The organism is Streptomyces sp. 1222.5 (genome assembly GCF_900105245.1).
Classification (GTDB): Bacteria; Actinomycetota; Actinomycetes; order Streptomycetales; family Streptomycetaceae; genus Streptomyces; species Streptomyces albidocamelliae.
In genome coordinates this window covers 5329473-5352044 of sequence record NZ_FNSZ01000001.1, presented here as the reverse complement: position 1 = coordinate 5352044, position 22572 = coordinate 5329473, and the positions used below count along the sequence as shown (strand labels likewise).

The 22572-nt window shown below is 69.1% G+C and carries 18 protein-coding genes, 1 tRNA gene and 2 pseudogenes; 12 read left to right on the top strand and 9 right to left on the bottom strand.

Annotated features, from left to right (window positions below; all coding sequences use genetic code 11):
- Positions 1–92 precede the first annotated feature (92 nt).
- The 3 genes from BLW57_RS24155 to BLW57_RS24145 all read left to right on the top strand — a co-directional run bounded on the left by BLW57_RS24155 (position 93) and on the right by BLW57_RS24145 (position 4679).
- On the top strand, positions 93–3008 hold the full coding sequence (locus BLW57_RS24155) for a Z1 domain-containing protein (RefSeq protein WP_093480849.1): 2916 nt from the start codon (positions 93–95) through the stop codon (positions 3006–3008).
- 95 nt (positions 3009–3103) lie between these two features.
- Positions 3104–4036, top strand: a complete 933-nt coding sequence (locus BLW57_RS24150) for a NaeI family type II restriction endonuclease (protein WP_093480848.1) — start codon at positions 3104–3106, stop codon at positions 4034–4036.
- Positions 4037–4163: 127 nt separating this feature from the next.
- The gene (locus tag BLW57_RS24145; RefSeq protein WP_093477387.1) at positions 4164–4679 is read left to right on the top strand and encodes a very short patch repair endonuclease; all 516 of its coding nucleotides are present in this window, start codon (positions 4164–4166) and stop codon (positions 4677–4679) included.
- Here BLW57_RS24145 and BLW57_RS40965 read toward each other — a convergent pair.
- On the bottom strand, positions 4657–4911 hold the full coding sequence (locus BLW57_RS40965; protein ID WP_143051621.1) for a hypothetical protein: 255 nt from the start codon (positions 4909–4911) through the stop codon (positions 4657–4659). The genes BLW57_RS24145 and BLW57_RS40965 overlap by 23 nt on opposite strands.
- 664 nt (positions 4912–5575) lie before the next feature.
- Between BLW57_RS40965 and BLW57_RS24135 the strand changes: the two genes are divergently transcribed.
- The 3 genes from BLW57_RS24135 (at position 5576) to BLW57_RS24125 (ending at position 9581) form a co-directional block, all read left to right on the top strand.
- Complete coding sequence (locus BLW57_RS24135; protein WP_176985700.1) at positions 5576–6253, top strand: hypothetical protein; 678 nt, start codon at positions 5576–5578, stop codon at positions 6251–6253.
- Positions 6254–6342: 89 nt separating this feature from the next.
- Positions 6343–7758 (top strand): ParB N-terminal domain-containing protein, encoded by a 1416-nt coding sequence (locus BLW57_RS24130; RefSeq protein WP_093477384.1) that lies wholly within the window; start codon positions 6343–6345, stop codon positions 7756–7758.
- A complete protein-coding gene (locus BLW57_RS24125) occupies positions 7755–9581 on the top strand; it encodes a DEAD/DEAH box helicase (RefSeq protein ID WP_093477383.1) in 1827 nt (608 codons plus the stop codon). The genes BLW57_RS24130 and BLW57_RS24125 overlap by 4 nt, the downstream gene beginning before the upstream one ends.
- A 53-nt stretch (positions 9582–9634) precedes the next feature.
- On the opposite strand, the gene BLW57_RS24120 is transcribed toward BLW57_RS24125, so the two are convergent.
- Positions 9635–10765, bottom strand: coding sequence for a DNA cytosine methyltransferase (locus tag BLW57_RS24120; RefSeq protein ID WP_093477382.1), 1131 nt, complete (start codon positions 10763–10765; stop codon positions 9635–9637).
- A 669-nt stretch (positions 10766–11434) separates the two neighbouring features.
- Between BLW57_RS24120 and BLW57_RS24115 the strand changes: the two genes are divergently transcribed.
- On the top strand, positions 11435–12103 hold the full coding sequence (locus BLW57_RS24115) for a lamin tail domain-containing protein (protein WP_093480847.1): 669 nt from the start codon (positions 11435–11437) through the stop codon (positions 12101–12103).
- A 134-nt stretch (positions 12104–12237) separates the two neighbouring features.
- On the opposite strand, the gene BLW57_RS24110 is transcribed toward BLW57_RS24115, so the two are convergent.
- A complete protein-coding gene (locus BLW57_RS24110) occupies positions 12238–12723 on the bottom strand; it encodes a DUF2267 domain-containing protein (protein WP_093477381.1) in 486 nt (161 codons plus the stop codon).
- A gap of 227 nt (positions 12724–12950) precedes the next feature.
- Between BLW57_RS24110 and BLW57_RS24105 the strand changes: the two genes are divergently transcribed.
- Positions 12951–13253, top strand: coding sequence for a hypothetical protein (locus BLW57_RS24105; protein ID WP_093477380.1), 303 nt, complete (start codon positions 12951–12953; stop codon positions 13251–13253).
- Between the two features lie 25 nt (positions 13254–13278).
- Here BLW57_RS24105 and BLW57_RS24100 read toward each other — a convergent pair.
- Positions 13279–14233 (bottom strand): annotated as a pseudogene (locus BLW57_RS24100) (GlxA family transcriptional regulator).
- A gap of 150 nt (positions 14234–14383) precedes the next feature.
- Here BLW57_RS24100 and BLW57_RS24095 point away from each other — a divergent pair.
- A complete protein-coding gene (locus BLW57_RS24095) occupies positions 14384–14905 on the top strand; it encodes a hypothetical protein (protein WP_093480846.1) in 522 nt (173 codons plus the stop codon).
- 190 nt (positions 14906–15095) lie between these two features.
- Here the strand turns inward: BLW57_RS24095 and BLW57_RS24090 are convergent, their stop codons facing one another.
- Together BLW57_RS24090 and BLW57_RS24085 are read right to left on the bottom strand one after the other, a co-directional pair.
- A complete protein-coding gene (locus BLW57_RS24090) occupies positions 15096–16643 on the bottom strand; it encodes an MFS transporter (RefSeq protein ID WP_093477379.1) in 1548 nt (515 codons plus the stop codon).
- A 294-nt stretch (positions 16644–16937) separates the two neighbouring features.
- Complete coding sequence (locus tag BLW57_RS24085; RefSeq protein WP_093477377.1) at positions 16938–18317, bottom strand: DUF445 domain-containing protein; 1380 nt, start codon at positions 18315–18317, stop codon at positions 16938–16940.
- A gap of 166 nt (positions 18318–18483) precedes the next feature.
- Here BLW57_RS24085 and BLW57_RS24080 point away from each other — a divergent pair, with 166 nt between their 5' ends.
- Positions 18484–19872 (top strand): SGNH/GDSL hydrolase family protein, encoded by a 1389-nt coding sequence (locus tag BLW57_RS24080; protein WP_256339567.1) that lies wholly within the window; start codon positions 18484–18486, stop codon positions 19870–19872.
- Positions 19873–19927: 55 nt separating this feature from the next.
- Positions 19928–20530 (top strand): RdgB/HAM1 family non-canonical purine NTP pyrophosphatase, encoded by a 603-nt coding sequence (gene rdgB, locus BLW57_RS24075; protein WP_093477374.1) that lies wholly within the window; start codon positions 19928–19930, stop codon positions 20528–20530.
- A 57-nt stretch (positions 20531–20587) separates the two neighbouring features.
- Here rdgB and BLW57_RS24070 read toward each other — a convergent pair.
- The 3 genes and pseudogenes from BLW57_RS24070 to bcp all read right to left on the bottom strand — a co-directional run bounded on the left by BLW57_RS24070 (position 20588) and on the right by bcp (position 22147).
- A tRNA-Leu gene (locus BLW57_RS24070) sits at positions 20588–20661 on the bottom strand.
- A gap of 492 nt (positions 20662–21153) precedes the next feature.
- Positions 21154–21544, bottom strand: a pseudogene (locus BLW57_RS42470) (hypothetical protein).
- 135 nt (positions 21545–21679) lie between these two features.
- The gene (bcp, locus tag BLW57_RS24055) at positions 21680–22147 is read right to left on the bottom strand and encodes a thioredoxin-dependent thiol peroxidase (RefSeq protein ID WP_093477372.1); all 468 of its coding nucleotides are present in this window, start codon (positions 22145–22147) and stop codon (positions 21680–21682) included.
- A gap of 93 nt (positions 22148–22240) precedes the next feature.
- Here bcp and BLW57_RS24050 point away from each other — a divergent pair, with 93 nt between their 5' ends.
- A complete protein-coding gene (locus BLW57_RS24050) occupies positions 22241–22570 on the top strand; it encodes a DUF3618 domain-containing protein (RefSeq protein ID WP_093477370.1) in 330 nt (109 codons plus the stop codon).
- Positions 22571–22572 lie beyond the last annotated feature (2 nt).

Genomic DNA, 22572 nt, shown 5'->3' with positions numbered 1-22572 from the left:
ACCTCCAGAAAGGCCGCCCAGCCGCCGTGACCGCCGAGCACCCGCCCACCCCCGACCACCTCACCGACCTGCACGGCGAGGTTCTCGACGCGATGAGCCGACGTGGGCCGAGACACTTCGCCAAGCTCGCCTTCGCGCTCTCCGACGCCGACGATCCGGCGGACGCGGACATGGGCCGTTTCCACGACCGTCTGCTGGCCGCGGATCCCGGCGACGAGCTGCTCGCCCTGTGGCGCCGCAGGCTCACGGCATGGGACTTCGAACAGTCCCCCACGTGGTCGGCCGACACCGCGCCCCGCACCTCGGAGCGCCGCGCCGAGGTCTACGAGAAGCTCGTGTTCGGCGCGGATCTGCGCAAGGCGCTCAATGCTGCGGTGCCCGTGCACGAAGAAGCGGGTCCGGTCACCATCAGCCGCGAGTTCCAGCCCTGGTACACCCGCGAGCAGGCCGCGAACCGCTCCTTCTACTGGACGTCGTACGAGCGGCTGCTGCGCCGAAAGGGCTGGAGCGACGCGGCGGTGTCCAGCCTGGACGAGGCGGCCCACGCAGTCGTCGAGCGGCTGGCCGACCCCACGCGCGAGACTCCTTACGGCGCACGCGGACTCGTCGTCGGCTATGTGCAGTCCGGCAAGACCGCCAACTTCACCGGTGTCACCGCCAAGGCCATCGACGCGGGCTACCGCCTGGTCATCGTTCTGGGCGGCACCCTGAACCTGCTGCGCGGCCAGACCCAGCGCCGGCTCGACATGGAGCTGATCGGCCAGGAGAACATCCTGGGAGCCGCCGACCGGGACGACCCGGACGCCCTGGTCGGCATCGACTACCAGGACGACGAGGACTGGCCGGCGAAGTTCGTCTCGTTCGGCGCCCGTCCGTCCGACCTCGGCGCCTTCGACATCGAGCGTCTCACCTCGCGCGACCGCGACTACATGTCCCTGGAACGCGGCATCAGCGCCCTGGAGTTCGAGAAGCCGGACCGCTCCCGCCCGCTGCACGACCCGGCGAACCTGCACGCCGCGCGCGCCCGCGTCATGGTCGTGAAGAAGAACAAGTCGGTGCTGGAGAAGCTGGTCAAGGACCTCAAGAAGATCGGTCCGATCCTCGGCGAGATACCCGCTCTGATCATCGACGACGAGTCGGACCAGGCCTCGGTGAACACGACGGACCCGAAGAAGTGGGAGGCCGGCACGGTCACCCGGACCGCGATCAACGGCCAGATCAGCAAGCTCCTCGGACTGCTGCCCCGCGCCCAGTACGTCGGCTACACCGCGACCCCGTTCGCCAACGTGTTCGTCGACCCGGGCGACGAGGAGGACATCTTCCCGCGCGACTTCCTGATCTCTCTCCCCCGTCCCACCGGATACATGGGCGTACAGGACTTCCACGACCTCGACACCGTCGACGACGAGACGGGGGACGCCGAGGAGACGCATGTCCGGGGCATCTACGACTCCACCGGCGACCGTCTCCAGGAGGCTCTGGACGCGTTCGTCCTCACGGGCGCCCTGAAGCTCTACCGTGCCGAACACGGCGTTCCTTCCGGCCCGTTCCGGCACCACACGATGCTCGTGCACGAATCGGTCCGCATGGCCGAGCACGCGGCTCTGGCCCTGCGCATCAACACCATGTGGCACAACGCCGCGTACACCGGCCCGGAAGGCCACAGCCGCCTGGCGTCTCTCTTCGACAGGGACTTCCACACCTACGCGGACGGCTCCCTGCCCACTCCCGGGTCATACGCGGACCTCAAGCCGTTCGTCTCCCGCTCCTGCCAGCTGATCAAACAGGGCGGCAGCCCAGTCATCGTCGTCAACGGCGAGAGCGAGCGCGACTACGCACAGCCCGACCTGGACTTCGACCGCACCCCCAACGTCTGGAAGATCCTCGTCGGCGGCACCAAGCTGTCCCGCGGCTTCACGGTCGAAGGCTTGACGATCACGTACTACCGCCGCACTACGCAGCAGGCCGACACCCTGATGCAGATGGGTCGCTGGTTCGGCTTCCGCCCCGGCTACCGCGATCTCGTACGTCTCTACATCGGCCGTGAGGAGTCCCTCGGCCGCGGCCGGAACGCCAAGACGGTCGACCTGTACGAGGCCTTCGAGGCGATCTGCCGTGACGAGGAACTCTTCCGCGCCGAGCTGGCCCGCTACGCGGACCTGGTGGACGGCCGCCCCCAGGTCACTCCCGCCCAGATCCCGCCCCTGGTCGCCCAGCACCTGCCTTGGGTGAAGCCGTCGGCCCGCAACAAGATGTTCAACGCGGAGTTGGTGGAGGTTCGGTCGCCGGGTACGCCGATCGAACCGGCTGCGTACCCGCAGGACGCCAAGATGACGGCACGGAACACGGAGCGCTGGAAGCCCGTCCTAGCGGCAGTCAGCGGGGCTCCAGCCACGTGCCGGCTTCTTCCCGACGACACTTCACCGCTGTCCCGCAGCTTCCAGGCCGCTTCCACGGTGATCTCGCACGCCCAGCTTCTGTCCGTCCTCAGCTCCCTGGAGTGGGAGGACGGCAATGTGTTCGCTCCGCACCTGACCTACCTGTCCCAGCTCGACGGCCGCCTGGCCAAGGTCGACGACTGGCTGGTCATCGCCCCGCAGCGCACACAGCGCAGCCGGATCGAAGCCACCGTTCTGGGCCAGGGTCCCTTCTCTCTCTTCCGCCGCAGCCGCCAGTCCGGAAAGCTGTCCTTCGGCCGTATTTCGGGTCTGGAACACCGTTTGTACGCCCAACAGTTGATCGAGCGGCCAGAGCCAGCCGCAGCCACAGACGGCTTCCCTGTGCTCGGTGCGACTCGCGGTGTAATCCTCCTGTATCCCGTCGTCGAGGCCGCCCATGACGATGAGGTGAAAGCAGTCGCCGCGACCGGCACCGCGGCGTCCGACCGGGTCATCATGGCGTTCACCGTGATTCCGCCGAAGACGGCCATCGACACGAAACAGCGGCTCGTGCGCTTCAGGACAAAGGACTCCACTCGTCCGGACGCGGTGTACGTCGATGCGCTCTGAGGTGCTGCGGCAGTACACGTCACGGATGACTAACTGACGGGGAGAACGTGCTTCCTTTCGAAGAAGCCGATATCAGGGCCGCCGCGTCGGTCGCCATGCAATACGCGGGGGCGGCAGAAGACCCTGAACTCGAGAGGGTCTACGAGCACGTCAAGGCGCTGGACCCCGCCGGCCGGCGGTTCGGCAGGGTCCTTCGTGACACCATCGATCAGCTGCTCAATGGCGAGGTGACCGGACGCTACGACTGGAAGACGCTCTTCAAGACCGAGAAGACTCACGCGGGGACTCTGGTGGAGATCAATCTGCAGCGGGAGTTCCGGTTCGCGGACGGCAAAGCCATGGACTACCAGATCGCCGGCGTCGATGTGGACTGCAAGTACTCCCAGCAGTTCGGAGGCTGGATGATTCCGCCTGAGGCGGTGGGCCACCTCTGCCTGCTCGCTTGGGCGGACGACTACAAGTCCCTCTGGAGCGTCGGTCTCGTCCGGATACACAACGAGTGGCTGAACACGGGGAACAACCGTGACCTCAAACTCACGATCAAGGCGGCCCACCGGGACAAGATCCGGTGGATCTGGCACGACGAGGACCTCCCGGAGAACGTGCTGCTCCACATGGACGCCGCGGACCGGGACGCGGTGTTCACGGCGAACTCGGGGCAGCGCCGCCTGAACGAACTCTTCCGGCGCGTCCAGAACCGACGTATCGGCCGTAACGTGGTGCGCACGGTGGCCCAGCAGAAGGACTACATGAAGCGGGTCCGCGGCAACGGCGGCAGCCGGTCCGCGCTGCGGGCGGAGGGCATCCTCATCATGGGGGACTACGCCAGCCACCGGGATATCGCCGGCCAGCTAGGGCTCCCTCTCCCCGACGAAGGCGAATTTGTCAGCGCCCGGGTGGTCGCCGCAGGACCTCATCACAAGGACGCCCCGCGAGTCTCCCTGGACGGGAAGCAATGGGTCATCGCCCAGCCAGATGACCCCGTCGAGGCCGCCCCGGCTTTGCCGTCACACACCAGACAGGACTGACGGTGCGCGCCTGTCCATATCGGGACGCCGCGGTATCCTGCAAGTGGACTGTCAGGTCAGACCACCTACGACGCTCTGCTCAGCGGGACGGTGCCGCCAACTCTGTCCGGCTGGTAACTCACTACCGATGACTGCTTCCCCTTCAGAACCAGATCCCCAGACCACCTGGGTGCCCCCCGAGGGCTCGTGGGCGTCTTCTGCCGCGCGCCGCCGCAACATGCAGGCGATCCGGAGCCGGGACACCACTCCGGAGCGGCTGATCCGTCGGCTGGTGCATGCCAAAGGACTGCGATACCGAGTGGCGGCTCGCCCGGAGTCCGCTCTTCGCCGCACCGCCGATATGGTTTTCCGGCCCGCGAAAGTAGCCGTCTTCATCGACGGCTGCTATTGGCACGGCTGCCCTGAGCATTACGTTTCCCCGAAGACCAATCCTGGCTACTGGTCCGACAAAGTGGCCCGGAACATGGCCCGCGACCGCGACACTAACGAGCGATTGCGGGCAGCTGGCTGGCTTGTCTTGCGTTTCTGGGAGCACCAGTCAGCGGAGGAGTGCAGTGAGGCGATCTGCCAAGCGGTGATATCCAGGCGTCCCGCCTCCCCCGCCAGCGGGCCGGACGTCTCTACTGAGCCAGGGACATCCTGAGTACTCGCCGGGCCATGGCGTTGTCCTCGATCCTCATGAACTCGTAGGCGATCTCGGCGAGCTGGCGCCCGTCGCGTCCGGTCTGCGCATACCGAAGGATCAGGTCCGCCTCCGCGTGCAGCCCGCGCGCCCTGCACGCGGCCACCGCATGAGCCACCTCTGCCGGCTCGCCAGTGGTACCGACGTGCCGCAGGATGCCGGCTACGTCCTCGGCTCGCCTCGTCCGTTTCATGTCCAGCAGGGTCGACGCCGTGGGCCACTCCCCTGTCCCGTGTTGCCGGTCCCCCCGCACTCGGGGGACCGGCAACACGGACGCCTGGCAGCTCGTACACAGGAGCGCCGGCGGTTCACACGCCTTCAGCCGGAGCGCCTCAAGTTCTGCCCAGGTGACCGGCATCGGGGCGCGGCTCGTCCGCGCGGCGGTCTCCGCCAGGTCGTAGAGCGCCCGGACCACCTCTCGCCTGGGCCTTTGTATGCGTGCGTTCAGCAGATCAGAGAGAGCGCTCGCTGACGTATCGCAGCCTCGATTGCGCCTCGCCAGCTCCTCATGTGTCTGCCTCAGCGACCGTCCGACCACCCGCATCAGGCCGCGCAAGGCCCTGGCGAGGGCCTTTCTCTCATCCGGAATTTCTGCATCCAGTTCTCGGAAGTGGCCCGGTCGCGGCACGCCAGCTCCTTCTTTCCTCACCCCACGGCGAAACACCGGCTTTCGACAACAGTGTGCCGCCACCCTTCCCTGCCTGGCGTCTCACCTATGTCCGGATCCCCATCTGAACACGCAACCACTTTCTTTCCTGGTCGACTTGGAGTTCTGTTACGCCCAGCGGGCCACTGTCAGGCATCAACCGCCCTGACATGCAGTCGGGCTGGCCCGCTCAGGCTCTGCGAGGTGGCGGATGAGCACGGCCTTGCCTTCATGGCAGGACAGCAAACTGGGCACGATGAAGCGCGCCGCACTCTGGCTCGTCCAGGTGGTCGGTGAAGGGAACGTCTTCACCAAGGCAGAGCTCCGTGAAGCCTTTCCGGATGTGGCACAGATCGACCGACGCATGCGGGATCTCCGTGATTTCGGGTGGAAGATCGACACCAAGCGCGAGGACGTCGACCTCGACGCCAACGAACAGCGCTATGCACAGCGCGGCGAGCCCGTCTGGGAGCCTGGCCGCGGCACCCGGCCGAAAAGTGCGATCACGGTGAACCAACGCCGGGAGCTGCTGGCCGCCTACAACCACAAGTGCAGTTCGTGTGGTGCCACCCCGGGAGACACGTATGCCGACTCGGAGGTCACAGCTCAGCTCGACGTGGCCAAGCGTGAAGTCCTGCTGCCGAACGGCACTAAGGCTCTCCAGTACGTCGTCGAGTGCAACCGCTGCCGGGTCGGCGGCATCGGTTCCACGTACGACGTACCGGCACTGCTCTCCGAGGCCGCCTCGCTGCCCTCGCTCGAACTCGACATCCTGAAGTCCTGGATCAAGCAGGACATCAGGACGTTCAGTTCCATTGAGAACGTCTGGGCGAAGTACCGGGCGCTGCCGGCCGAAGCACGCGAAGCCTTTCGCGACGGCCTGGCCTGAACGCCCGCGGGGGCGGGCCAGCCGGCGGCGACCGCCCCTGTCAGTTCCATCTCACCACCCACACGTCACTCCAGCTACGAGAGGTAGTCATGCCGACGGACTTCGGCGTCCCGCCGACAGCGGACGAGATCCGCGCCCAGGTGGAGCAGCGGCTGCAGGATGCGCGCTCGGGAGTCTCCGTGCCCGAAACACTCCGCGTGGAGTTCCGGGGCCGCCCGATCCACGTCGAAGTCATCGACATGCCGGTCGACCGGCTCTACTACAACCCCGCAACTCACAGAGTCAGTGCACAGCGTGCCTACGACCCCGCCCGGGAGGAGGCACTGACGAAGGATCACTGGTCCGAGGCCGGCCAGGGCTATCTGCACGAGCTGCTGATGGCGAAGCCGTCTGACCCGCACCAGCGCGACCCTGACTTCGAAAAACTGAAGCAAAGCCTCCAGGAGCACCGGCAGAACGAGCCGGGGCTCATCTCCCGTGATGGAGTTCTCGTCAACGGAAACACCCGGCGAGCCGCTCTCAGGGAACTGGGCATCCAGTCCATCCGCGTGGGTGTGCTGCCCGCCAGCTGCACGTGGGACGACATCCGCTCTGTCGAATTGTCATTGCAGCTCAGGCCCGACCGCCGGCGCGAGTACTCCTACATCAACCGGCTGATGGCCGTTGAAGAGCAGATTCAGCAGGGCCTTCCCCTCGCTGCGATCGCCAAGCTGTTCCACACTTCGACGCCAGCACTTGAGCGGGACACGTGGGTTCTCGGCCAGTTGCGTGACTTGGTGAAGCGCAGCGAGCACGGCCAGACCAAGCTGCGCCTGATGGACTTCGAAGACGCACAGGAGCGCTTCGCCGAGCTGTACCGGGCCTACGTCAAGGAGAAGGCCAGGGACAAGGAGAAGGCAGACACCCTTCTCGAGTACCGGCTGGCAGCGATCGTCCTTGATGTGGCCAAGACCGACATCCGCTTCATCCGCACGGACTTCCGGGAGAACTATCTGGCTCATCGCCTGCCTGAGGGATCCCGGGAGACGGCGCCGGAGCCACCGAAGGCGGTCTCCATCCCCGGCCTCAACCGCACGGTGCCGGGGCCGAGTTCCGAGACAGCCAAGGCCCGCGCCCTCACGGACTCGCTCCTCAGGGCCAAGGCCACGCAGAAGTCCGGGACCAGCGCGACTCCCGAAGAGATGACTGAGGCCAACCGCTCCGTCTCCCTGCTGGAGAAGGCATTCGACGAGTCGATCCAAGCCGCTCAGGACGCCATCCGTAAGCAGAAGAAACGGCTTGTCGCTCCCGACCGCATCATCGCCGCAGTCGATGATCTCCAGCAGTGCGTCACCGACCTGGCACTGGCGCGGGGCAACAATAGCCTGGACGAGGGTGCTTTCGATGACACGCTGATCGTGCTCAGGCAAGCGCTGGCCAAGCTGTCAGCTGAAGCGTCACGGAGCATCCAGCTTCCCGGAGAAGGCCTGGCGTGGCTGCGTGAAGCCGTGGCAGACCAGCGATGACCGACTCTGATCTCCCGTCTCTCCGGATCACCTTCGACATCACCAGGACGCGGGCAGTGCTGCGTGCGCGGCCTGGCCTGGAAGGGGACTTCGGGATGCTGGCCACCCGCGTGACTCCGGGTGGCCAGCGCGGCCCGCTGACCTCGGACGCTGATCTGGACAGCTTTCTGTTCTCCATCGGCGAGCTGGCCGGCTGGCCCCACTCTGATGTCGAGTGGGAGCCTGAGCTGGCCAGCCTGGTCACCGGCGTCCTTGATGACGCCGAGACCGTGCAGGCCCGGCTCAGCTCCCCGGCCTTCAGCTCTCAGGCACCGCTCGCACCAGATGATGTCCACGCGTTGCTGGGCGCAGGCTGGCAGGCGGACCTCACTTCGTTCCAGCTGCGGGATATCGCAGAGCTGCTGTCTCTGGGACACGGAGCGAACTTCAGCGTTCCTGGTGCTGGCAAGACCCGCACGGCGCTGGCGGTCTTCAGCGCCTTGCGTGAGCGGGGAGAGGTCCGGCGCCTTCTCGTCGTATGCCCCAAGCCAGCCTATGAGGCGTGGCAATTCGAAGGGGAGGTCTGCTTCAAGGAGCCCGTGCTGATCTCCGTCATGGACAGCGGATTTCCGGACCCGAGAGCCGATGTCGTCCTGGTCAACTACGAGCGGCTGGCCGGCTCCGTCAGCCACCTGTCAGAGTGGTTGCGCACGGCCCCGGCGATGTTCGTGCTTGATGAAGCGCACCGTATGAAGCTCGGAGCCCGCGGCGCTTATGGTTCCGCCTGTCTCTCGCTCGGCCCTCTGGCCCGGCGGCGCCTCATCCTCACCGGGACACCGGCTCCCAATGGCGCCCGGGACCTGGAAAGCCTGCTCTCGTTCGTCTGGCCAGGACGGGGGAAACAACTCGTCGTCGAAGCGGTCAGCGGCGGCGATCTCGCCTATGCCAGTCAGGCCCTGCGCCCGCTGTTCACGCGGACGACGAAGAAGGAGCTGGGCCTCCCTCCCTTTGAGCCCGTGGTCCGCTATGTCGACCTACCGCCCGTGCACCGCGAGTTGTACGACGCGCTCAAGGGGGAGCCGTCCGCACGCAGAGGTGACCTGACCTCACTCGGCAAGGCAGCGATGCGCACGCTGATGGCCGCGATCAGCCCCGCCCTGCTAGCTCCCAGCGACACCCCCTATGAAGCGCTCGCCTATCAGCTGCCGGCGCTTGACGTCTCCGATGGGGACTCGCTGCATACGCTGCTTCAGAGGCTTCCGCGGCATGAGTTGTCGCCCAAATACGAGGAAACAATTCGTATCGTCGCGAAGAACGCGCGAGCTGGCCGCAAAACACTGGTCTGGACAGGGTTCGTCCGAAGCCAGAAGACTTTGGAGGAGCTACTGGCGCCGCATGCCCCCGCTTCCATCCATGGGTCCACCTCGGCCCAGGAGCGGGAAACTGAGCTCACCCGCTTCCGCGAGGATCCGTCATGCATGGTCCTGATCTCCAACCCCGCGACTCTGGGTGAGGGGATTAGCCTTCATCAGGTCTGTCACGATGCCGTTTACGTGGACCGCGACTTCATGGCCGGCCGCTTCCTCCAGAGCCTCGACCGTATTCACCGGCTTGGGCTGCCTCCAGGCACCGATACGCGCGTAACCGTGCTGGCGGCCCGGGGAACGATCGATGAAATCGTCGCCGTGCGTCTCGAAAAGAAGCTGCACTTCCTGGGCAGCGTGCTCGATGACCCTGCGGTGCGGCAACTCGGCGATCTCCAGGAGGAGGAGACCACGGGCCTCGGCATGGATGCCGATGACATCCATGCCCTCCTCGCACACCTGGACAGCCGACTCCCCTGACGGGCGGCTGAGCCGCGGACCCCTTACGTTCGCCGCTCCTCAACCGCCCTCAGTCACCGACTGGCACCGCGCCTGCGGTCCGCTTTGAGCACCTCGATGATCGATTCGCCGATGGCCTGCGCGACGGGCGGCGGAAACGCGTTCCCTACCTGCCGGTACTGGGCGGTCTTGCGTCCTGCGAAGTCCCACTCCAGCGGGAACCCTTGAATGATCGCGGCCTGCCGGACCGTGAGCATCGGACCATCGGCACCGAACAGATCCCGGTCCTCAGAACCGGTCGGCTCACCGTCCACTGGCGCGTTGGCCACACCCATGCCCGAAACCCCCAGAGAGCGCCAGGCCTTCTTGGCCCGGCTGGGACCGAGGTCAGCGCCTCCGTGCTTCTTCGAGCCGCCAACCAGCGTGGGGGCGACGTCCTTGCGGGCGTCCCTCTTCCAGTCCTCGAACACCCTTTGCGCCTGGGCGGCCCGAGGCCCGTCCTCGAACAGCTTGAAGCGCTCGTTCATCGTCTCCTCGAGCGCATCGAAGACCGTGACCCTTTCGGCACTGGGCGTCGGGGCTTCGTACTTCAGGTCCTTGAGGACGTCCTTGCGGAAGGCGACGAGGATGGAGCGCGGCCGAAGCTGCGGCACGCCGAACTTCTCGGCCTCGTAAACCTTCCAGCTCACTACCTCGTAGCCCGGCAGCCCGTCGTCGTCAGGCTCCATCTCCTCAAGGATGGCCTGGATCCGCGACCTGTAGTCGTCGAACTTGGCGTCCATGAGACCGCGTACGTTCTCGATCATTACGGCGCGCGGACGGATGATCTCAGCCAGTTGAAGGATGCGCGGGAAGAGATCACGCTCATCGTCTTCGCCGAGCTGCTTCCCAGCGTGGGAGAAGGGCGGGCACGGGACACCGCCCGCGAGCAGATCAACCTCGCCCCGCCGGTACAGGCCAGCGCTCTTCTCCAGGTCACGCTCGGGATCGAACTCAAGCACGTCCTTGCAGAGAACGTCGCAGTTGTCGCGCTCCCAGTCCCACTTCGGGTGCACTTCGATGTTTTCACGCAGGGTCGCCGCTGCGTACTTGTCGATCTCAACGAGGGCAAGGTGTCTGAAACCGGCCAAGTGCAGTCCGATCGCCTGTCCGCCCGCGCCGGCACAGATCTCGATCGACGTGTAGCCCCGGTCAGTCCCGGTCATGGCCCCTCCTCTTGCACGAATTCCAGTGACGCCTATACGGCAGCCATCACAGAGGGTGACACGACCCACTGACATTGAGACTGGACACGGCGGCATACACCAGTGTGCGGCATCCCCTGCCTCACCGCGGTCATCAGCAGCATGACAATTTCGAATGCGCGTACGACATCGCCGAGGCTTGCAGCGCATGGACCCGCGAGGAGCTCAAGCCGACGCCTGCCTGATACTCGCCGCCTAATCAGCTGGTACGCGCCGCGGCCTGTGCCGACGCGGCTGTGGCCGACTTCACAGCGAACGGGACGCCCCTCGCCGTCCGGGATCGCCGCCCTGTCCGACGGCCGCGGCTGTTACTCACTTTCGGGTGAGAGGCGTCGCAGCGGCGGCCAGGCCATGGGGCGTCGGGCTCACTCGTTCCCCTTGTTCACGCGCTCTCCACGAATGACGACGCGTCACCATTCGTCCGTTTACGGGATGAATGTGCCATACAGGCGAGAGTTGTGAATTTGTCCAAGGAATGTAACAGGCGCCGCGTGGCGCCCGGCGCCCGGCGCGTCCCGGACCCAGGGTGTGGCTGTGCGGCCGACCGGCCGCCACCCGTACACCGCACCCCTGGTCACGGTTCTGGGCCGTGGCCGGCGGGGTGTGCACGACCCTGCAAAGGGGGACCTCGTGTCCGTTTCTGTTTCTGTGATCGCGCGCCGTGTCGCCGCCGCCGCTGCCGCGGCGGCCGCCCTCGTGGGCGCGGCGGCGCTGCCGGCGTCGGCCGCCGACCACGACCACGGCCGCTCGTTCGGCGAGCACGTGGTCATCAGTGACGTGCAGTACCGCTCCCCGGGCCGCGACGACCGCTCCAACCGCGTCCTGAACCGCGAGTGGGTGCAGCTCACCAACCAGGACCGCCGCGCCGTGAACCTCGACGGCTGGACCCTGTCGACCGAGAACGGCCGGGTCTACACCTTCCGCGACTACCGTCTGGACGGCCGCTCGACCGTCCGCGTCCACACCGGCATCGGCCGGGACAGCGGCAACGACCTTTACCAGGACCGCCGTCGGGACGTCCTGGACGACCGCAGCGGCACCGCCACCCTGCGCAACGACCGCGGGCGGTACGTCGACTCCGTCTCCTGGGGCCACGACGACCGCGGCCACCGGGGCGACGACCGCTGGGGCCACGACAACCGCGGGCACCGGGGCGACGACCGCTGGGGTCACGACAACCGCGACCACGACCGCTGGGGCCACGACAACCGCGACCACCGCGGCGACAACCGTGACCACCGCGACGGCGACCGCCGGGGTCCGGGCCACGACGGCCGTCGGCACGGCGGCCACCGCTGAGCCTCACCGCTCGACGCGCCGGTGATCACTGAACCGGCACATCTCTTCCCCTGACCCGACGGCGTACCGGTCATCCTCCCGACCGGTACGCCGTCGGCCTGTGCGCCCCGGGGAGAAGGCCTGAGCCGCGAGCGCTACGCCGTCGCCGCGAGGTCCGCCCGGCCGAACAGGAGGGCGAAGCCCGGCGGGAGTTGGGCCAGGACGCGAGTCGTCAGGGGCTCGCCGATCCGGTCCGCCAGCACGCTCAGGACCGAACCGGCGTCCCAGCGGGCCGTCGCCGGGGTCGAGCCCTCGAGCCGCGCCGCCACCGACTCGACGAACTCGCGGGCCGACACGGCGTGCGCGGCCGGGATCTGGGACACCATCACCTGGGCCGCCTCAGGCGGCAGAGCCTGCGCCAGCGCCACCCGCTCGTCACCGGTGACGTGGGCGCCCAGGGCGCGGAGGACGATGCGGGTGACGCGTTCGGCCTCCGCTCTCGTCGGGTACTGGCCCGCCTCGCGCACCGCATCCGCCAGCATCACCCAGCCGGCGCCCTCGGGCGTCTCGTGGGCCGCGGGGCGCAGGGACGCGGACGGGGCGGGAATGGTCGCTCTCGGCTGCGGGGTCGTCACGGTCATCGTGGTGGCTCCTCCTCGGGGCACGTCGGGACACCGCAAGCCCGGTACCCCGTAAGGCGGTGGTCATGGGCGGGTGTTCGGCCAATGCGCGGCATGTGGCGCGATGCGGCCTGTGTGGCGAAAAACGGCACACTCGAGGGACCTGGACCCGGGTCCGGCCGGTCCGGTGTCCGCGCGTTAGCCTCGGGGCAGACCTCGGGGATGATTCAGGGACACAGGAGGCAGTCATGGCCAGGGTTCCCAGTGCGGTCGTCGCCGCGACCGGGCTCGTCGGCGGTTACGGCGTCGCCCGCTGGACGAAGAAGCGGCAGCTGGGCGGGGTCGTCCTGGCCGTCGCCGGCGCCACCGCCGCCCAGCAGTGGCGCGCGCGAGCCGGCGGGAAGGCGGCGGGCGCGCTGACCGCCGCGTACGTCGCCGGGTTCGCCGGTTCCCATCCGCTGGCCAAGAAGGTCGGGGCCTGGCCGTCCGTCCTCGGTGTCGCCGGCGCCGTGGCCCTGGCCTCCTGGGCCGTCGCCGACCGCAAGGCCTGAACGCCGGGCCACCTGCCTCCGGCGCCTACGGCACCCTCTCCCCCGCCCGGAACGCCCTCCGGTACGCCTGCGGGCTCGTCCCCACCACCCTCCGGAACCGTTCCCGGAACGCCGTCGGGGAGCCGAAACCCGCCTGCCCTGCGATGCGTTCCACCGAGTACGGGGTCGTCTCCAGCAGATACTGGGCCCGTCGTACCCGCGCCCGGTGCAGCCACTGCAGCGGTGTCGTGCCGGTCTGCTCCCGGAAGCGGCGGTTGAGGGTACGGCTGCTCATGCCCGCCTGCGCCGCGATCTCGTCCAGCGTCAGATCGCGGTCGCAGTGGTCCTCCAGCCAGTGCAGCAGGGGCTCCAGGGTCGCGCCGGCCGGGGCCGGGGGCAGGTCGTGCACGATGAACTGGGCCTGCCCGCCCTCCCGCTCCAGCGGCATCACCGACATGCGGGCCGCGTGCGCGGCGACCGCGGAGCCGAAGTCCCGGCGGATCATGTGCAGGCACATGTCCATCGCCGCCGCGGCGCCCGCCGAAGTGAGGAACTGGCCGTTGTCGACGTAGAGGACGTTCGGGTCGACGGTCACCGCCGGGTGGCGCTCGGCCAGGTCCGGGGGGGCGACCCAGTGGGTTGTGGCGCGCAGGCCGTCCAGCAGACCCGTCGCCGCGAAGAGGAACGCCCACGCAGATCGAGGCGATACGGGTGCCGCGGGCCGCCGCCGCGCGGAGCGCCTCCGCGACGCCGGGCGGCAGCGTCCCGGGCGGTTCGGCGACCCCGGGCAGGACGATCGTGTCGGCGTCGGCGAGCGCCTCGACGCCGTACGGCGCCCGGACCGTGAAGGCGCCCGCGCTCACCTCCTCCCGCACCGAGCAGACCCGCACCCGGTACGGCGCCCTGCCGTCGGGCAGCCGCGCCCAGCCGAAGGTGTCGATGGGAGCGGAGAGGTCGAACGGGATGACCCCGTCCAGCGCCAGTACGGCCACGGTGTGCATGGCGGGATCGTAGGCTTGCGACGGATTGTCGCCAACAGCGCCCTCCGGGGTGCGACAGCGGAGTCCTGGTCGGGTGACTGGCGGGAATCCGTCGAAGCCTGGCACTTCCGCCACTTCTCGAAGATCGTCCCGGGCCCTAGCGTCACCGCCGTGACCAAGTTCCTCCTCGCCGTGCACGTCCTCGCCGCGATCGTCGCCGTCGGCCCCGTGACCGTCGCCGCGAGCATGTTCCCGCCCGCCGCCCGCCGGGTCCTCGCCGCGCCGCCCGGCGGCTCCGGGACCACCGCCCCCGCGGACGACGACTCCGGTGCCGCCGCCCTCGCGGACGACGCCGGTGCCGCCGGTGATCCCGCCGGGACACTTCGGCTGCTGTACCGGATCTGCCGGGTGTACGCCGTCGTCGGGGTCGTCGTACCCGTCTTCGGGTTCGCCACCGCGAGCCGGATGGGTGTGCTCGGCGACGCCTGGCTGATCACCTCGATCGCGCTGACCGCCCTCGCGGCCGTGGTCCTCGCCGCGCTCGTGCTTCCCGCCCAGACCGCGCTCGTCGAGGGCGGTGGTACGGTCCGGCACACCGCGCGACTCGCCATGTACACCGGGGTGTTCAACGTGCTGTGGGCCACCGTGACGATCCTGATGATCGTCCGGCCGGGCTCCACGACCGGCGCGTGACGGCCGGGCACGGACGGGGCACGGGCCGGACGGGGACCGGGCACGGATCGGGCCCCGACCCTCGGGTGTCACTGCCCGAGGACCGGGGCCCTGGGATCGCGGGGCCGGCCACGCCGTTCTCGCACCGGCACCGGTGCCGGTACCTGGAACCGGTCACACCGATTCCAAGCGCCGGAACCGGCACCGGACGTTACGGCCGGCTCGCCGCCGGTGGGGTCGTCGGGCCCTGCGTGCCCGGTGAACGCCGGGACGGCCGGGCGTTCTTCGTCGCCTCCCTGGCCCGGCCCGCCACGGCCGTCAGCGGGCGGGCGATGTCCTCGAGGGAGCGGCGCTCGGCCTTCACCGCGAGGAACGCCGCGACCAGACCGGCCAGGCACATCAGGGTCGCACCGATCGAGAAGGCGAGGACGGTGTCACCGACCTTGCCCGTGCTCGTGAGGTCGGCGAACAGCAGCGGGCCGCTGATACCGCCGGCCGCCGTACCGAGGGCGTAGAAGAAGGCGATCGACATCGCCCGCGTCTCCATCGGGAAGATCTCCGACACCGTCAGGTATGCGCTGGACGCACCCGCCGACGCGAAGAACAGCACCGCGCACCAGCAGGCCGTCAGCGTGCCCGCGCTCAGCGAGCCGCGGTCGAACAGCCAGGCCGTCCCGAACAGCAGCAGACCGGAGAGCAGGTACGTGCCGGAGATCATCACCCGGCGGCCGACCGTGTCGAACAGCTTGCCCAGCAGCAGCGGACCGCAGAAGTTGCCGACCGCGATCACCGCGAAGTAGTAGCCGGTGTGGTCGGACGGCACGTCGAAGAACTTGGTCAGGATCGCGCCGAAGCCGAAGGTGATCGCGTTGTACAGGAACGCCTGGCCGATGAAGAGGGAGAAGCCGAGCACCGCGCGCTTGCGGTACTGGCCGAACACCGTGCGGGCGATCTCCAGGAAGGTCACGTTCTTGCGCTGGCGGATCTCCAGCTCACCCTGCGGCTCGGGCAGCGCCGCGCCCTTCTCCTCCCGCACCTGCCGTTCGATGCCGGAGACGATCTCCTCCGCCTCCCGGTCCCGGCCGTGGATGAGCAGCCAGCGCGGACTCTCGGGGACGTGCCGTCGTACGAGCAGGATGACCAGGGCCAGGACCGCGCCGAGGGCGAAGGTCAGGCGCCAGCCGACGTTCGCCGGCAGCAGGCCGGTGTTGAGCGCGACGATCGAGAGCAGGGAGCCGCCGACCGCGCCCAGCCAGAAGCTGCCGTTGATGATCAGGTCGACCCGGCCGCGGTAGTTCGCGGGGATCAGCTCGTCGATCGCGGAGTTGATCGCCGCGTACTCGCCGCCGATGCCGAAACCTGTCAGGAAGCGGAACAGGAAGAACCACCAGGCTTCCCAGGACACGGCCGTCAGGGCGGTCGCCGCCAGATACACCGCCAGGGTGATCATGAAGAGCTTCTTGCGGCCGAAGCGGTCGGTCAGACGGCCCCAGAACAGGGCGCCCACGCAGGCACCCGCCACGTAGAGCGCCGCGGCGACACCGGTGATCTGCCCGGAGGAGATCGCCAGACCGCTGCCCGGCTCGGCCAGCCGGCTCGCGATGTTGCCGACGACCGTGACTTCCAGGCCGTCCAGGATCCATACGGTGCCCAGGCCGATCACGATCGTCCAGTGCCAGCGGGACCAGGGCAGGCGGTCGAGCCGGGCGGGAATGTCGGTGGTGATGCTCCGGCCGGACTCGGCCTCAGCTGTGCTCATGGGCTCCCTTCCTCCTCGAAGGACGGATACCGGGTGCCCGGCCCCTGCCGATATAGGCCGCCCAGCGCGGCGGCCGCCGGCGGCACGGCGGCACTGCAGAGGGGCTCACTCCGGCCGAGAGGCCGGCGCGGTCGGCGGGCCACTCGGACGGACGGGTCCAGCAGGCCAGTGGGTCAGGCAGCCGAGCGGCCGGAGCGAGCCGCAAGCCACAGGCGCGGCAAGCCACGGGGCGGTACCCCCTCCAAGTGCGCCCCCGGAGCCGAGCTCACCACCCCGCCGAGCCCCCGGCAGGGCTCACGCTCCCAGCGCCCGTGACACCACGTAGATCAGCAAGCCCGCCAGCGATCCCACCACCGTGCCGTTGATGCGGATGAACTGGAGGTCGCGGCCGATGTGGGCCTCGATCTTGCGGGTGGTGTGCTCCGCGTCCCAGCCCGCCACCGTGTCCGTGATCAGCGAGGTGATCTCCTTGCGGTACGTCGTCACGACGTGCACCGCCGCACCCTCCACCCAGCTGTCGACCTTCCCCTGCACCTTCGGCTCGGTCGCCATCCGCCGGCCCAGCGACAGCAGCGCGGCCCGCACCCGCAGCCGCAGCTCGCTGCGCTCGTCGTCGGCCGCCGCCACGATCATCGACCGCACGGCCGTCCACGCCGACGCGATCAGGTCCTGCACCTCGCCGCGGCCCAGCACCTCCCCCTTCAGCCGCTCCACCCGCGCCCGGGTGTCCGTGTCGGACTGCAGGTCGGAGGCGAAGTCGGTGAGGAACCGGTCCAGCGCGCCCCGCGCCGGATGCGACGGCATGTCCCGCATCTCGGTCACGAACCGCAGCAGCTCCTTGTAGACCCGCTCGCCGACCTTCTTGTCGACGAACCGCGGGGTCCAGCCGGGCGCGCCGCCCTCCACCGCGACCATCACGTCACCGCGGTGCAGCACCAGCCAGTCGTGGGCGCGGGCCACCACCAGGTCCACCACCCGTTTGTGACCACCGTCGGCGACGACCTTCTCCAGCATCTTCCCGATGCCCGGCGCGATCTCCTGCGCGTTCGCCCGCCGGGTGATCGCCTCCCCGACGACCGCCTGCACATCGGAGTCCCGCAGCACCGCCAGCGCGCCCCGCAGGGCCGTCGCCAGCTCGGCCGTCACCCGGTCCGCGTGCTCCGGCTCCGCCAGCCACGCGCCCAGCCGGCTGCCGATGCCGACCGCGCGCAGCCGCTGCCGCACGACGGCCTCCGACAGGAAGTTCTCCCCCACGAACTCACCCAGCGAGACGCCCAGCTGGTCCTTCTTCGTGGGGATGATCGCGGTGTGCGGGATGGGCAGGCCCAGCGGATGCCGGAACAGCGCCGTGACCGCGAACCAGTCCGCCAGCGCACCCACCATGCCCGCCTCGGCGGCAGCGGCCACATAGCCCGCCCACGCCCCGGCGCCCTCGTGCTCGGCCAGCTTCGCGAGGACGTAGACCAGCGCCACGAACAGCAGCATCCCGGTCGCCGTGAGTTTCATGCGCCGCACACCGGCCCGGCGCTCCTCGTCCGCGGGGGTGAACGCCGTCATGGTCCGGTACGACGCCGCGCGCCCCGGCGCGGCAGGCGCACGCTCCGGTGCCCGCACTCCCCGTGTTCCCGTCTCCGTAGGTTCCATCAGCTCCACCCGCTCGGTGATCCCGCACACAATTGTCCCTTCCTGACCGACTCCCGGAACGAAACAGGAGTTCCCGGCGTCTCTCGGGAAGGGGATTTTGGGCAGGGCCCTGTCAGACCGGCCCGGCCCATGACGCATCATGGATTCATCGGATCGGAGCCTCGGGCTCCCATCTATCAAGGAGAACAACGCAAGCGTGACCAAGCGTCATGAGGGGGGTGCGGGGCCCGCCGCGGAGCAGCCGGAAGCCGCCGTCCCCGCCCGACACGGTGTGATCCTGGGCGCGCTCGTCGCCCTCGTCGTCGCACTGTCCACCGTCATCTACCTCACCGTCGCCGCCGACGACGGCACCCCCGGCAGCGCCCTTGCCGGCAACCGCACCCACCGCGACTCCGCCGCCGCCCCCGCCTCCACCGGCACCTGGGTCGGCTCCTGGGCCGCCGCACCCGTGGGCGGCGAACCCGGCACCGAGGGCACCGGCCTGGCGGGCCGTTCCGTCCGCAACGTCGTGCACGCCGACGCCGGCGGTACGGGTGCCCGGATCACCCTGTCCAATCTCTACGGACAGTCCCCGCTGACCATCAGCCACGCCTCGCTCGCCCTCGCGGCCGGCGACGGAACCGCCGCGGCCGCCGCGGAAACGATGCGCCGCCTGACCTTCAACGGCAGCGCCGGTGTCGTCATACCCGCCGGCGGACAGATCGTCAGCGACGCCGTGCGCCTCGCCGTTCCGCACGGCGGCGACCTCCTGGTCACCACCTACTCCCCCACCGCGTCCGGCCCGGTCACCTACCACCCGCACGCCCGGCAGATCTCCTACGTGGCCGACGGTGACCGCACCGAGGACACCACCGCAGCCCCGTACACCCAACAGACGCCGTACTGGCGCTATCTGACGGCCGTGGACGTCCTCAGCAACGAGGCCGAGGGCACCGTCGTCGTCTTCGGCGACTCCATCACCGACGGCGTCACCTCGACCATCGGCGCCAACCGCCGCTGGCCCGACGTCCTCGCCGGACGGCTGCGCACCGCGCTCGGCGGCGGACGCCAACTCCCGCGCTACAGCGTCGTCAACGAGGGCATCAGCGGCAACCAGGTCCTCGCCGACGGCTTCGGCCGGCCCGCGGAGAACCAGAGCGGACTGGGCCGCTTCGGCCGCGACGCGCTCTCCCGCACCAACGTCAAGGTCGTCGTCATCGACCTCGGCATCAACGACATCCTGCGCAACCCCCGGCTCGCCGACCCCGACCGCATCACCGCCGGGCTGCGCACCCTCGTCCGCCAGGCACACGCACGCGGCCTCAAGGTCGTCGGCGCCACCCTGATGCCCTTCGAGGGCCACCGCGGCTTCACCACGGCCCGGGAGGCGGTACGGCAGCAGGTCAACGCGCAGATCCGGGCCGGCGGGGTGTACGACGCCGTCGTCGACTTCGACAAGGCCCTGCGCGACCCCTACGCCCCCCACCGCCTGCTCCCCGTGTACGACTCCGGTGACCATCTGCACCCCAGCGACCTGGGCTTCGCCAAGATGGCCGAGACGTTCGACCTGTACACGCTCAGGGGCGCGGGCCAGGCGGAGCTGTAGCCGACGGGGGCGGGGCGGGCGGCACCGGGCACGGGCGGCCAGGAATACTGGCCGCATGACCCGCCTGATCCTCGCCACCCGAAACGCCGGAAAGATCACCGAGCTGAGGGCGATCCTCGCCGACGCCGGGCTCCCCCACGAACTGGTCGGCGCCGACGCCTTCCCCGAGATCCCCGACGTCAAGGAGACCGGCGTCACCTTCGCCGAGAACGCCCTGCTGAAGGCCCACGCCCTGGCCCGGGCGACCGGTCTTCCCGCCGTCGCCGACGACTCCGGCCTCTGCGTGGACGTTCTGGGCGGCGCCCCCGGCATCTTCTCCGCCCGCTGGGCCGGCCGGCACGGCGACGACAAGGCCAACCTCGACCTGCTCCTCGCCCAGCTCTCCGACATCGCGGAGGAACACCGGGCCGCGCACTTCGCCTGCGCCGCCGCGCTCGCCCTGCCGGACGGCACGGAACGGGTGGTCGAAGGCCGGCTGCGGGGCTCCCTGCGGCACGCTCCGGCCGGCACGAACGGCTTCGGCTACGACCCGGTCCTCCAGCCGGAGGGCGAGACCCGCACCTGCGCCGAGCTGAGCCCCGCCGAGAAGAACGCGATCAGCCACCGCGGCAAGGCGTTCCGCGCCCTGGTACCGGCGGTCCGGGAACTGCTGGACTGAGGATCACAGAGAGGGCCCGGCACCTTTGATTCAAAGGTACCGGGCCCTCTCTGCCTGTGCGCCCGGTCGGACTTGAACCGACAACATCAGGCTTCTAAGGCCTGCCTCTCTGCCAATTGGAGTACGAGCGCCTGTAGCCCCCTACTTTACTGGGCGAGAGTATGCCGTCGCGGGTCGTCTCGGCACCAGGCGGTTGTCGTCGCGTGGCAGTTGGCACAGCAGGCGAAGGTTGCTCCGACTGTCGTCGCTCCAGTCGCCGTTGATGTGGTCGACCGTGGAGTGCACGGCTAAGCAGACAGGTGCGCGTCCGACGTCGGCCGCGTGCTGGACCAGGATGTCCTCCGCGCGCCTGACCCGGTCCGAGCGCCGCCTGCCGTGGTGGGCCTGTCCGAGGAAGGGCGCGGTGGAAGGCGGTCCTCGGCGATCCATGTGCGCAGCATGGCGCGTTGGGTGCCGTCGTCCGGGCGCCCGAGGCGGCGCAGCGCCTCGGCGACGGAGACCGACTCGGTGACGGCCCTGCACGACTCGTCGGGTTCGGGGCGGGCACGCCTGCACCTCGTCGAGGCTCGCACACCGCTCGGCGGCTTCGGCCAACCGTTCACGTGTGTACCGCACGCCACCGCTCATCGGACGCCACCCCGGGGCCTCTTGGCCCGACCGCGGTGATTGTCCGTATCGAGTGGCAGTCGGGGCAGAGCAACCGAAGGTTGCCGATGCGGTTGTCGCACCAGTCGCGCCACAGCCGGCGCAGCGCTCCTCGATGCCGAGTTCACGCACCACCTCATTGATGCCGACGGACACCGCCACCACCGGCTCGAGAACTTCGCGCGTCCACCGCGCCCCCTCCCGCTCGAAGTGGGAGACGTCCACGCCGAGTTTCCTCATCCGCTCCAGCACGTACCGCCGCGACGGGCTTCCCGGGTCCACCCCCAGCCGTTCCAGCGCCTCCGACCGTGTTCGTGATGCACGAGCCGCTGCCTCCAGCCGGTCCTTGGCATACGTACCGGCCGCCATCGAGTTGCCTCCATCACGGGCAGGCGTTCCCCGCCCGTCCGGAGTAACGAACCGGTTATCGGACAGTCACGTCCGGAATGACGGCAGACGGCCCGCGCCGGGGTCCGGGGCGGGCCGTGGGTGGGAAGCGCGGCCTCAGATGCCGAGGTCCTTGATGATCTTGGCTACGTGGCCCGTCGCGCGGACGTTGTAGAGGGCGCGTTCCACCTTGCCCTGCTCATCGACGACGATCGTGGAGCGGATCACGCCCATGTACGTCTTGCCGTAGTTCTTCTTCTCGCCGTGGGCGCCGTAGGCCTCGGTGGCCTTCTTGTCCGGATCGGCGAGGAGGGTGACCCGGAGGGACTCCTTCTCGCGGAATTTCGCCAGCTTCTCCGGGGCATCCGGGGAGATACCGATGACGTCGTAGCCGGCGCCCGCGAGGACGTCGAGGTTGTCGGTGAAGTCGCAGGCCTGCTTGGTGCAGCCGGGAGTGAGGGCGGCGGGGTAGAAGTAGACGATGACCTTGCGGCCCTTGTGGTCCGACAGGGAGACCTCGTTGCCGTCGGCGTCGGGGAGGGTGAAGGCGGGGGCCACGTCCCCCGGCTGGAGTCGCTCGCTCATCTGGCCAGCGTAACCGGGGGGCCTTGCGATGCGGCGCGGGGATGAGCTGACAGACTGTTCGGAACAGCATCAGAAGACTTCGGAGGCCGTACGGTGGCGGACACGTCGGACACGAGAACACCGGCGCAGATCGAGGCGGACATCAGGCGCCGCCGCGAAGTGCTGGCCGAGACGCTCGACGAGATCGGGATGCGGGTGCATCCGAAGACGATCGTCGGGGATGCCAGGGCCAAGGTCGTCGCCAACATCGATCACACGGTCGGGCGGGCCTATGTGCAGGTCAATCGGGTGGTGAGCGAGGTCAGGGCGCAGTTCGTCGACGAGGACGGGGCAACCAGACTGGAGCGGGTCGTGCCGGTGGCGCTGCTCGCCGTCGGGGTCGTGGGGCTGCTCGCTCTGGGCGCCCGGCGGCGCAAGGGCTGACC

Excerpts from the sequence above, each read along its gene's own strand:
- rdgB (WP_093477374.1), top strand. The coding sequence starts at position 19,928 with ATGACCCGCCTGATCCTCGCCACCCGAAACGCCGGAAAGATCACCGAG.
- BLW57_RS40965 (WP_143051621.1), bottom strand. The coding sequence starts at position 4,911 with ATGAAACGGACGAGGCGAGCCGAGGACGTAGCCGGCATCCTGCGGCAC.
- BLW57_RS24105 (WP_093477380.1), top strand. The coding sequence starts at position 12,951 with ATGGCCAGGGTTCCCAGTGCGGTCGTCGCCGCGACCGGGCTCGTCGGC.
- BLW57_RS24155 (WP_093480849.1), top strand. The coding sequence starts at position 93 with ATGAGCCGACGTGGGCCGAGACACTTCGCCAAGCTCGCCTTCGCGCTC.
- BLW57_RS24130 (WP_093477384.1), top strand. The coding sequence starts at position 6,343 with ATGCCGACGGACTTCGGCGTCCCGCCGACAGCGGACGAGATCCGCGCC.
- BLW57_RS24135 (WP_176985700.1), top strand. The coding sequence starts at position 5,576 with ATGAGCACGGCCTTGCCTTCATGGCAGGACAGCAAACTGGGCACGATG.
- BLW57_RS24145 (WP_093477387.1), top strand. The coding sequence starts at position 4,164 with ATGACTGCTTCCCCTTCAGAACCAGATCCCCAGACCACCTGGGTGCCC.
- BLW57_RS24120 (WP_093477382.1), bottom strand. The coding sequence starts at position 10,765 with ATGACCGGGACTGACCGGGGCTACACGTCGATCGAGATCTGTGCCGGC.
- BLW57_RS24090 (WP_093477379.1), bottom strand. The coding sequence starts at position 16,643 with ATGAGCACAGCTGAGGCCGAGTCCGGCCGGAGCATCACCACCGACATT.
- bcp (WP_093477372.1), bottom strand. The coding sequence starts at position 22,147 with ATGAGCGAGCGACTCCAGCCGGGGGACGTGGCCCCCGCCTTCACCCTC.
- BLW57_RS24110 (WP_093477381.1), bottom strand. The coding sequence starts at position 12,723 with ATGACCGTGACGACCCCGCAGCCGAGAGCGACCATTCCCGCCCCGTCC.
- BLW57_RS24125 (WP_093477383.1), top strand. The coding sequence starts at position 7,755 with ATGACCGACTCTGATCTCCCGTCTCTCCGGATCACCTTCGACATCACC.
- BLW57_RS24150 (WP_093480848.1), top strand. The coding sequence starts at position 3,104 with ATGCAATACGCGGGGGCGGCAGAAGACCCTGAACTCGAGAGGGTCTAC.